Here is a 9,569-nt window from a genome sequence, read left to right as displayed (position 1 = left end):
CTCCCCCCCTCGCGAGTGTGGGGGGGCTCGCCCCCGCTCGCCCGCGCCGCCGCGCCCCTCCCGCGCACCCCCCCCGCGCGCCCCCACCCCCCGCCCCCCCCCCCCCCCCACTGCTGTTCCGGGGCCCTGCTGTTCCGGGTCCTGGTGGAACGAGGTTCTACTTCACGACGCCCGCGTCCGGGGCCAGCACACCACCGGCCACCAGTCCGATGATCAGGACGCCGAGCAGCACCCGGTAGACCACGAACGGCAGGAAGCTGTGGTGCGAGATGTACTTGAGGAACCAGGCGATCGCCGCGTAGCCGACCGCGAAGGCGATCGCGGTGGCCAGGATGGTCGGCCCCCAGGCCGGTGCCGGGCCCTCGCCGATCTTGAACAGCTCCAGCGCCCCCGAGGCGAGCACCGCCGGGATCGCCAGCAGGAAGGAGTAGCGGGCCGCCGCCTCCCGGCTGTAGCCGAGCAGCAGGCCCGCGCTGATCGTGCCGCCGGAGCGGGACACCCCCGGGATCAGTGCGAGCGCCTGGGCGAGGCCGTAGACACCCGCGTGCGGCAGGGTGAGGTCGGTGATCGGCCGGGCGTGCCGGACCGCGCGGGTGCGGTCGGCGAAGGCCAGCAGCAGGCCGAAGACGATCAACGTGGTGCCGATGATCCGCAGATCGCGTAGGTGGGTCTCGATGGTGTCCTGGAACAGCTTGCCGAGGATGCCGATCGGCAGCGTGCCGATGATCACGAACCAGCCCATCCGGGCGTCCGGGTCCGAGCGCAGCGCCGGGCGGAACAGCGACAGCGTCCAGGTCCGCACGATCGAGACGATGTCCCGGCGGAAGTAGATCAGCACCGCGGTCTCGGTGCCGAGCTGGGTCACGGCGGTGAAGGCCGCCCCCGGGTCGTCCCAGCCCAGCAGGGCGGAGAAGACCCGCAGGTGGGCACTGGAGGAGACGGGCAGGAACTCGGTGAGCCCCTGGATCAGACCGAGAACGGCCCCGTGGAACCAGTCGATCACCAGACACCCACCGGGGGTATCTGTGAGTCGTCGTACATGTGCGGTCCTCGCAGGTCGGAGCGGGCGTGCGGGCAGGCGGGCAGGCCGCGACCCGCACGGCCATCGGGCCGCGCACGGGCGGGCGCGCGGCTGATGGTACGGGGTGAAGATGACTATTCTTTGTTCACCCTTTGACCCGGCTTTGCCCGTCGGCCCTTCCGTGACCCGCTGACTCCTCCGCCTGCCCTTCTGCCTGCCCTTCTGCCTGCCCTTCCGCCTGGCCTTCCGCCGCTCAGCCGGCGGGCCGGACGCGGACCCAGGTGCGGTCCTTGGTCAGGTAGCTCTCGACCGTCAGACCGGTGTCCGCCAGCGCCCGGTCGAACGCGGCGGTGGTGAGCGGCCGGGAACGGAAGGTGTGCGTCCAACGGCCGTCCGGGAACTCGTACTCGGCGTGGACGGAGTTCACGCCGTCCCCGACCGGCGTCGAGGAGACGATGCGCGACACGCCGTCGGTGCCGAGCCTGCCCTCGCGCGGCACGTTGAGGTGCCAGTCCTCGCCCTCCCGCTGCATCAGCACGCAGCCGTCCGCGGCGACGTGGCGGCGGCAGGTCTCCAGCAGGCCTTGGCGGACCGCCTCGTCGCCCGCGTGGATCAGGAAGGAGGCGAGCAGGACGACGTCGAAGCGCTCGCCGAGGTCCAGTCGCTCGATCGGGCTGCGCACGGTGCGGATGCCCGCGTGCACCCTGGCCAGCATCTCGGGAGACTCGTCCACCGCCGTCACGGTGAAGCCGCGATCGGTCAGCGGGTGCGTCATCCGGCCGACGCCGCAGCCCAGTTCGAGGATGGTGGCGCCGGCCGGCACCGCGGCCTCGATCACGTCCGGGGCGTCGCCGACGGGGAGCCGGGCCCAGAGCTCGACGGCGCAGCCGTCCGGGGTGATCGCGCCCGGGCCCGTTCCGTCGTGCCCCTCGCGTCGTACGTTGCCGGTGTGCGTGTCGTTGGCCATGGGCGTCATCGGAACACGGGCAGGGCGGGGAGGGAAGGTGCCGCAGCGGGTTTTCGGTCAGTCCGTCAGTCCGTCAGTCCGGAAGCCTGTCGGCCCGTCACCGTCAGCCTGTCGGTACGTCCTCCAGTTCGGCCAGGGTGGCGTGCAGCCAGGCGAGTTCGGCCTCGCTGGTGGCGCGGGCGATCAGCAGCAGGCCGCGGCGGAACGGGTCGGCGAACTCCTCGGCGCCGACCGGGCGGTCGCCGTCGTAGAAGAAGCTCGCCGGCTCGGAGAGGAAGGCCAGGCGGCGGCGGAGCACGGCGGCCTGTGCGGCGGGGTCGTCGAGGTGGCGCAGGAAGGCGAGCAGGGCGAACCAGCGGTTCTCGTCGCTGATGTCCAACGGCTCGGGCTCGCGCAGCTGGTCGAGCAGTGCGGTGCGGCCGGCCTCGGTGAGGTGGAGGGTGTGCCGGGGTGCGGCGGCGCTGCCGGGCTCGGTCTCGCGGACCAGCAGGCCGTCGGCCTCCAGGCGCTTGATCGCCGGGTAGAGCGTGCCGTCGCTGATCGGGCGGACGTGCCCGGTGAGTGCGGCGAGGTGGCGGCGCAGCTGGTAGCCGTGCAGCGGGCGGTCGTAGAGGAATCCGAGGATCGCGAGCTTCAGCATGGGGCCACTCTCGCAGATTCGTCCCTCGGAGCTTCGATATATCGGTTCCGCTATACCTCGGCGGCGATGTATGGTCTGGGCGTTCCCAGCCCCCGATGGAGGAGGAGTCCCCGTGCTGCGCCACGCCCCCGTCACCCCGAACGGCGACCGGATCCGATGGGTCGAGCTGCCCGGAGCCGAGCCCGCCCGGCTCTACCTGCACGGCCTCGGCGCCAGCTCGCCTGCCTACTTCGCGGCCGCTGCCGCCCACCCGGGGCTCACCGGGCGCCGCTCGCTGCTGCTCGACCTGCTCGGCTTCGGCCTCAGCGACCGGCCCGCCGACTTCGGATACACCCTGGAGGAGCACGCCGACGCCGTCGCCGCGGCGCTGGCGGAGGCCGGGCTCGCCGGAGTCGAGGTGATCGGCCACAGCATGGGAGGCGCGATCGCCGTCGTCCTCGCCCACCGGCATCCGGAGTCGGTCTCCCGGCTCGTCCTGGTCGACGCCAACCTGGACCCGGTCACTCCCGGCCGCCGGCCCGGCAGCAGCGGCATCGCGAGCTTCACCGAGGAGGAGTTCCTGGCCGGCGGCCGGGACGAGGTCGCCGCGTGGGTCGGCCCGTCCTGGTGGTCCACGATGCGCCTCGCCGGGCCCGAGGCGCTGTACCGCAGCGCCGTCCACCTGGCCCGGGCGACGGTGCCGACGATGCGCGAACTGCTGCTCGGCCTCGACCTCCCGCGTGCCTTCCTGTACCCGGAGGCGGGCGGCGAGCCGCGCGGCGCCGACCAACTCCGGGATGCGGGCGTACGGTTGGCGGCCGTCCCGGACTGCGGGCACAACATCATGCTCGACAACCTCGACGGCTTCGTTTCGGCGGCCGGCCTCGAACCTCGACCGTAGGCTGGGGAGTCGGAGAGGAGCCCACCTGATGCCTGTTGACGTCCCGCCCGCGCTGGCCGCGTCCCTGGAGAATTCCCTCGGCCCCGAAGGTCGCGCCTGGGCGGCCCGACTCCCCGCGCTGGCAGGCGAGTTGCTCGAACGCTGGGATCTGCGCCCGGACGGCCCGCCCGCGCACGGCGTCGTCGCCCTGGTGCTGCCGGTGCGGCGCGCCGACGGCACGCCCGCGGCGCTCAAGCTCCAGCCGGTGGGCGAGGAGACGGAGGGCGAGCCGGCAGCCCTCCGAGCCTGGGACGGGCGAGGGGCCGTACGACTCCTCGGCCACGAACCGGCCTCGGGCTCGATGCTGCTGGAACGCCTCGACCCGGGGCGTTCACTGCTGGATGTCGCGGACGATCGGGAGGCGCTGCACGTCCTCGCAGGCCTGCTAAGGGAATTGACTGGACGTCAGATCGAAGCCCCGGACCTGCGACGGCTGGCGGACCTCGCCGACGGTCTGCTCGCGCGGGCCCCGGCGGCCGCCGCAGCCCTCGCCGACCCGGCCGAGCGGCGCTTGCTCACCGACTGCGCCGCGGCCCTGCGCGAGGTCCGCACCGAGCCCGGCGACCGGCTGCTGCACTGGGACCTGCACTACGGCAACGTCCTCGCCCCGCCCGAGGGCGGCGGCCGCGCCCCCTGGCTCGCCATCGACCCCAAACCGCTCGTCGGGCACCCCGGCTTCGAACTCCTCCCGGCGCTGCGCAACCGCTGGGCTGACGTACTGGCCACCGGCGACGTCGCCCGGGCGCTGCGGTGGCGGTTCGACGTCCTGGTGGAGGCACTGGAACTGGACCGCGAGGCGGCGGTCGGCTGGACGCTCGCCCGGGTGCTGCAGAACGCCGTATGGGCGGTGGAGGGCGGGGAGTCGGCGCTCGACCCGGCGCAGCGGGTGGTGGCGGAGCTGCTGTCGGGGCGTTGAGCGGAGCGCGCGCAGCGGGCGGCAAACCGCGAGCAGAAACAACGAGCGGAAACAACGAGCGGAAACAACGAAGGCAAGGAGGTCACCGACTCTCCTTGCCACTCTCAAGGTATAGCGGACTGGGGGGCTTGCGGCAAGGCCCCGGTCGTGCCGCAGAATGACCGGCCGAAGCCGGGATCTGCGGGCATACCTGGGGGTTTGTGATGATTGACGTGATCGTGGTCGGTGCCGGACCGACCGGTTTGATGCTGGCCGGCGAGTTGCGGTTGCACGGCGTGCAGGTACTCGTGCTGGAGAAGGAGGCGGAGCGGCCCCTGCCGGCCCGGGCGCGCGGTCTGCACGCGCGCAGTCTTGAGGTGATGGACCAGCGCGGGCTGCTGGAGCGGTTCCTCCCGCTCGGCCGGAAGTTCGCGGTCGGCGGCTTCTTCGCCGGCATCGGCAAGGAGTGGCCGGAGCGGCTGGACACCACCCAGGCATACGTCCTGTCCATCCCGCAGGCGGTCACCGAGCGGCTGCTGACCGAGCACGCGACCGAACTCGGCGCCGAGCTCCGGCGCGGCTGCGAACTGGTGGGGCTGAGCCAGGACGAGGACGGGGTGAGTGTCGAACTGGCCGACGGCACGCGGCTGCGCTCGCGCTACCTCGTCGGCTGCGACGGAGGCCGCAGTGCGGTGCGCAAGCTGCTCGGCGTCGGCTTCCCCGGCGAGCCCTCCAGGGTGGAGACGCTGCTGGGCGACATGGAGCTGGCGGAGGAGCCGGAGACGATCGCCGCCGTCATCGCGGAGGTCCGCAAGACCCAGCTGCGGTTCGGCGCCATCCCCGAGGGGGACGGGGTGTACCGCGTCGTGGTGCCCGCCGAGGGTGTGGCCGAGGATCGTACGGCTGCTCCGACCTTCGAGGAGTTCAAGCGCCAGCTGCGGGCCGTCGCGGGCACGGACTTCGGGGCGCACTCACCACGCTGGCTCTCGCGCTTCGGCGACGCCACCCGACTGGCCGAGCGCTACCGGGTCGGCCGGGTGCTGCTGGCCGGCGACGCGGCGCACATCCACCCGCCGACCGGCGGGCAGGGGCTCAACCTCGGCGTCCAGGACGCGTTCAACCTGGGCTGGAAGCTGGCCGCCGAGGTCGACGGCTGGGCGCCGGAGGGGCTGCTGGACAGCTACCACGCCGAACGGCACCCGGTGGCCGCCGACGTGCTGGACAACACCCGCGCCCAGATCCAGTTGATGTCCCTGGAGCCCGGCGCCCAGGCGGTGCGCCGCCTGCTGGCGGAGCTGATGGACTTCGAGGAGGTGAACCGGTACCTGATCGAGAAGATCATCGCGATCGGGGTCCGCTACGACCTCGGCGAAGGGCATGAACTGCTCGGCCGCCGGCTGCGCGACGTGCAGCTGAAGCGCGGCCGTCTCTACGGGCTGATGCACGGCGGCCGCGGGCTGCTGCTCGATCAGACCGGTGGGCTCTCGGTGGCGGGCTGGGCGGACCGGGTCGACCATGTCGTCGACGTCAGCGACGAGTTGGACGTGCCTGCGGTGCTGCTGCGCCCGGACGGCCACGTGGCCTGGGTCGGCGAGGACCAGCAGGGCCTGCGCGGCCACCTGTCCAGGTGGTTCGGCGCCCCCGCCTGAATGCACCGCCGCGGCTGGCTTCGGTGGTGCAGGAACCGCGATCGCGCCGGGAGGCGTGCTGTCGCGGCCGCTCAGCGCTCCCGCAGCAGTACGAAGCGCACCGGCGTGCCCGGGCGTGCCTGGGCGGCCGCCGCGAGGTCGGCGGCGGGGACGACGCCGATCACCGGGTAGCCGCCGGTGGTCGGGTGGTCGGCCAGGAAGACCACCGGCCGCCCGTCCGGCGGGATCTGCACCGCGCCCAACACCATGCCCTCACTGGGTAGTTCACCCGCCCGGGCGCGGGTGACCGGCGGGCCCTCGGTGCGCAGCCCGATCCGGTTGCCGGCCGGGGAGACCAGGTACCCGTCGCGGGCCAGCCGGGTCAGCGCCGAGGGCTCGAACCAGTCCGCGCGCGGGCCGAGCCGCAGCCGCAGCACCAGTTCGGCCGGGGGAGCGGGCAGCGGCACCAGGTCGGGCCGGGGGCGGTCGGGCGGAGGCGGGCCGACCGGCAGCCGGTCGCCGGCGGCGAGCGGGGCCGGTCCGAGGCCGGAGAGCAGGTCCGTCGAGCGGCTGCCCAGGACCGGCGGGACGGCGATCGCGCCCGCGACCGCCAGGTAGCCGCGCACCCCGGCGGTCGCCGCCCCCACCTCCAGCACCGCCCCGGCCGGCACCGCGACCGGCGCACCCCACGCGGCCGCCCGCCCGTCCACCCGGACGGGCGAGGGTGCGCCGGTGACAGCCACGACCACCGGCCCGAGGGCGCGCAGGGCGACCCCGCCGAGCGTGGTCTCCAGCCCGGCGGCGCCCGGCTCGTTGCCGACCAGCCGGTTCGCCGCCCGCAGCGCGGGCTCGTCCAGCGCCCCGGCCCTGGGCACCCCGAGGTGGGCGACGCCGCGCCGTCCGAGGTCCTGGACGGTGGTCAACGGTCCGGGCCGCACCACCAGCAAACCGCTCAACGCCCCCACCCCGTCCGCCCGCACCCCGTCCGCCGCCGTCCCGCCCCCGGCCGTCCCGTCCGCCGTCGTCCGGGGCCCGCGCGCCGCCCGCCGTCGGCCCGCACCCCCGCTACGCCCGTTCCGCCGTGAACCGCACCCGCACCCCGGGCGCCAGCAGCGCCGCCGGCTCGCGCCCGGTGTCCCAGAGCGCGAGCCCGGTGCGCCCGATCAGCTGCCAGCCGCCGGGGGAGGAGCCCGGGTAGACGCCGGTGTACGGGCCGGCCAGGGCGACCGAGCCGACCGGGACGCTGCTGCGCGGGGTGGCCCGGCGCGGGACCTCGTACCGGAGCGGCAGCCCGGTCAGGTAGCCGAAGCCGGGCGCGAACCCGCAGAAGGCGACCACGTACTCGGGCCCGGTGTGGATCCGTACGGCGGCCTCCTCGGACACCCCCCACAGTGCGGCGACCTCGGCGAGGTCGGCGCCGTCGTACACCGTCGGCACCTCCACCAGCGGCCCGGTCGCCGCCGCGGCCGCCGACGGACGGGCCGTGCGCAGCAGGGCCGCCAGTGCGTCGACGTCCGCGACGCCGTCCAGCAGCACCGTGCGCGCGGCCGGCACGATCTCCTCGACCGCGCCGAGCGCCCGGCTCTCCTGCCGCTCGCGCAGCCATCCGTACAGCGCGGCGACCTGCGCCGTGTCGTCGAGTTCGACCAGCAGCGCCCGCTCGCCGACGCGCCGGACGGCGGCGGGCGTCATGTGAACGCCTCCACCCGGACCCCGGCGGAGGCGAGGGCTCCGCGGATCCGCCAGGCGAGCTGGGCGGCGCCGGGGGTGTCGCCGTGGACGCACAGGGAGCGGGCCTCGACGGCGATCCGTTCGCCGCCGACGGCCTCCACCGAGGCGTCCCGGGCGATGCCGACGGCTCGGGTGATCACCGATTCGGGGTCGTGCACCACGGCGTCCGGGTCGCGGCGCGGGACGAGGGTGCCGGCCCAGGTGTACGCGCGGTCGGCGAAGGCCTCGGCGACGACCGCCAGGCCGACGCCCTCGGCGACGGCGAGCAGCCGGGAGCCGGGCAGTCCGAGCACCGGCAGCGGTCCGTCGCAGACCGCCCCGGCCCGCAGCACGCCGGCCACCACGGCCTCGGCCTGTTCGGAGTCGGTGACCACGCGGTTGTAGAGGGCGCCGTGCGGTTTGACGTAGGAGACCCGGGAGCCGGCCGCGCGGGCGAAGACCTGGAGGGCGCCGATCTGGTAGGCGATCTCGTCGGCGAGCTCCTCCGGGGGGACGTCCATGGCCCGGCGGCCGAAGCCGGCCAGGTCGCGGTAGGAGACCTGGGCGCCGATCCGGACGCCGCGTTCGGCGGCCAGCGCGCAGACCCGGCGCATCGTCGACGGATCTCCCGCGTGGAAGCCGCAGGCGACGTTGGCACTGGTCACCACGGACAGCAGGGCCTCGTCGTCGGTCAGCGTCCAGCGTCCGAACCCCTCACCGAGGTCCGCATTGAGATCGATCACCGCATCGGCCACGCCCGTCCGCCTTCCAGCAGCTGTTGAGCCAGATGGTAGGGCCTGCGGATGAAGGCCGTTGCCCGTGACCCGGGCCCAGGGGGCCCACCGGCGTGCGACCCCTGGTCACACGCCCTGGGGCGGCGCTGGGGGGCTCCGACTCAGCTCGCGGCCACCGGCCCCTGGAAGGAACGTTCCAGCGGGCGCAGCGCCCGCAGCACGATCAGCAGCGGGACGACGCCGACGATTCCGAACGACATGTCGATGAATCGCCAGCCCAGGGGGATCCCCCGCAGCGGCCCGCAGACCAGGGCCAGGGGGATGACGGCGCCGCAGGCGAGCACCGCCCAGCGGATCACCCAGATGTTGCGGACCGGGTCCTTGATCGGGCCCCAGAAGGCGGCGGCGATCACCAGGTGGGCGAAGGCGAGCCAGTCGGTGCCGTAGGCCAGGAAGGGGTAGCGGTCATTGGTCTCCGCGACGCCGGTGCGGACGCGTTCGATCCAGTCCAGGGCGGCCGGGAAGCGGTCGGCCAGCGGCGCGGCCGGCCCGGTCGCGAGATCGGCCAGCCAGCGGGTCTCGGTCTCCAGCGGGAAGGCCGTCAGGCCGCTCAGCACCAGGCAGACCACGAAGATCCAGAGCCAGCGCCGGACTCTGCGCAGTACCGCCGCGGGATCGGTGCCCGGATTGGTGTCCATGGTGCGAACCTCCATGCCGAAGAGCAGGCGGGGCCTTGTCCCGTCTGTGCGGAACCGACTCTAGACCCTCGATTTGAACGCGTTCAACTAGCCCCTGACGTGCGGGCACGCCCCAGACGCCGCGCCGGTACGCACCCCCGGACGCCGTGCGGGCGCGCACCCCCGGACGCCGGGCCGGCGCGCGCCCCCGGACACGCCGAGGGCCCGGGGGCGGGGCCCCCGGGGCGCGGCCCAGCCCGCGCGCCCGGGCGCCCCCGGGCCGGAGCGCGGGCGGGCGCGCGCCGCCCCGCCCCGCCCCCGACTCCCAGATCGTCAAGGACCTGAGCGGCCACGGCAACGACCTCGTGAGCCAGACCG

10 protein-coding genes are annotated in these 9,569 nt (G+C 74.4%); 3 read left to right on the top strand and 7 right to left on the bottom strand.

Annotated features, from left to right (window positions below):
* Window positions 1-157 precede the first annotated feature (157 nt).
* The 3 genes from ACFV61_RS22940 to ACFV61_RS22930 form a co-directional block, all read right to left on the bottom strand.
* The gene (locus tag ACFV61_RS22940) at window positions 158-1,000 is read right to left on the bottom strand and encodes an undecaprenyl-diphosphate phosphatase (RefSeq protein ID WP_063351584.1); all 843 of its coding nucleotides are present in this window, start codon (window positions 998-1,000) and stop codon (window positions 158-160) included.
* Window positions 1,001-1,274: 274 nt separating this feature from the next.
* Window positions 1,275-1,988, bottom strand: a complete 714-nt coding sequence (locus ACFV61_RS22935) for a class I SAM-dependent methyltransferase (protein WP_380493626.1) — start codon at window positions 1,986-1,988, stop codon at window positions 1,275-1,277.
* 103 nt (window positions 1,989-2,091) lie between these two features.
* Complete coding sequence (locus ACFV61_RS22930) at window positions 2,092-2,628, bottom strand: PadR family transcriptional regulator (protein ID WP_063350175.1); 537 nt, start codon at window positions 2,626-2,628, stop codon at window positions 2,092-2,094.
* Between the two features lie 115 nt (window positions 2,629-2,743).
* Between ACFV61_RS22930 and ACFV61_RS22925 the strand changes: the two genes are divergently transcribed.
* The 3 genes from ACFV61_RS22925 (at window position 2,744) to rox (ending at window position 6,091) form a co-directional block, all read left to right on the top strand.
* Window positions 2,744-3,508 (top strand): alpha/beta fold hydrolase, encoded by a 765-nt coding sequence (locus ACFV61_RS22925; protein ID WP_380493629.1) that lies wholly within the window; start codon window positions 2,744-2,746, stop codon window positions 3,506-3,508.
* A gap of 28 nt (window positions 3,509-3,536) precedes the next feature.
* The gene (locus ACFV61_RS22920; protein WP_380493624.1) at window positions 3,537-4,463 is read left to right on the top strand and encodes an aminoglycoside phosphotransferase family protein; all 927 of its coding nucleotides are present in this window, start codon (window positions 3,537-3,539) and stop codon (window positions 4,461-4,463) included.
* A 203-nt stretch (window positions 4,464-4,666) separates the two neighbouring features.
* Window positions 4,667-6,091 (top strand): rifampin monooxygenase, encoded by a 1,425-nt coding sequence (gene rox, locus ACFV61_RS22915; RefSeq protein WP_380493622.1) that lies wholly within the window; start codon window positions 4,667-4,669, stop codon window positions 6,089-6,091.
* Window positions 6,092-6,162: 71 nt separating this feature from the next.
* Here the strand turns inward: rox and ACFV61_RS22910 are convergent, their stop codons facing one another.
* From ACFV61_RS22910 to ACFV61_RS22895, 4 genes are all read right to left on the bottom strand, one after another.
* Complete coding sequence (locus ACFV61_RS22910) at window positions 6,163-7,035, bottom strand: biotin-dependent carboxyltransferase family protein (RefSeq protein WP_380493620.1); 873 nt, start codon at window positions 7,033-7,035, stop codon at window positions 6,163-6,165.
* Window positions 7,036-7,135: 100 nt separating this feature from the next.
* Entirely contained in the window at window positions 7,136-7,762 is a 627-nt protein-coding gene (pxpB, locus tag ACFV61_RS22905) for a 5-oxoprolinase subunit PxpB (protein ID WP_380338323.1), read from the bottom strand.
* The gene (locus tag ACFV61_RS22900) at window positions 7,759-8,535 is read right to left on the bottom strand and encodes a LamB/YcsF family protein (protein ID WP_244293516.1); all 777 of its coding nucleotides are present in this window, start codon (window positions 8,533-8,535) and stop codon (window positions 7,759-7,761) included. Before ACFV61_RS22900 ends, pxpB begins: the two co-directional genes overlap by 4 nt.
* 140 nt (window positions 8,536-8,675) lie before the next feature.
* Window positions 8,676-9,212 (bottom strand): hypothetical protein, encoded by a 537-nt coding sequence (locus tag ACFV61_RS22895; RefSeq protein ID WP_063350180.1) that lies wholly within the window; start codon window positions 9,210-9,212, stop codon window positions 8,676-8,678.
* Window positions 9,213-9,569: the final 357 nt, after the last annotated feature.

Origin of the sequence: Kitasatospora sp. NPDC059817 (assembly GCF_042731835.1) — a bacterium.
Lineage (GTDB): Bacteria > Actinomycetota > Actinomycetes > Streptomycetales > Streptomycetaceae > Kitasatospora.
This window is presented reverse-complemented; position numbering and strand designations above follow the sequence as displayed.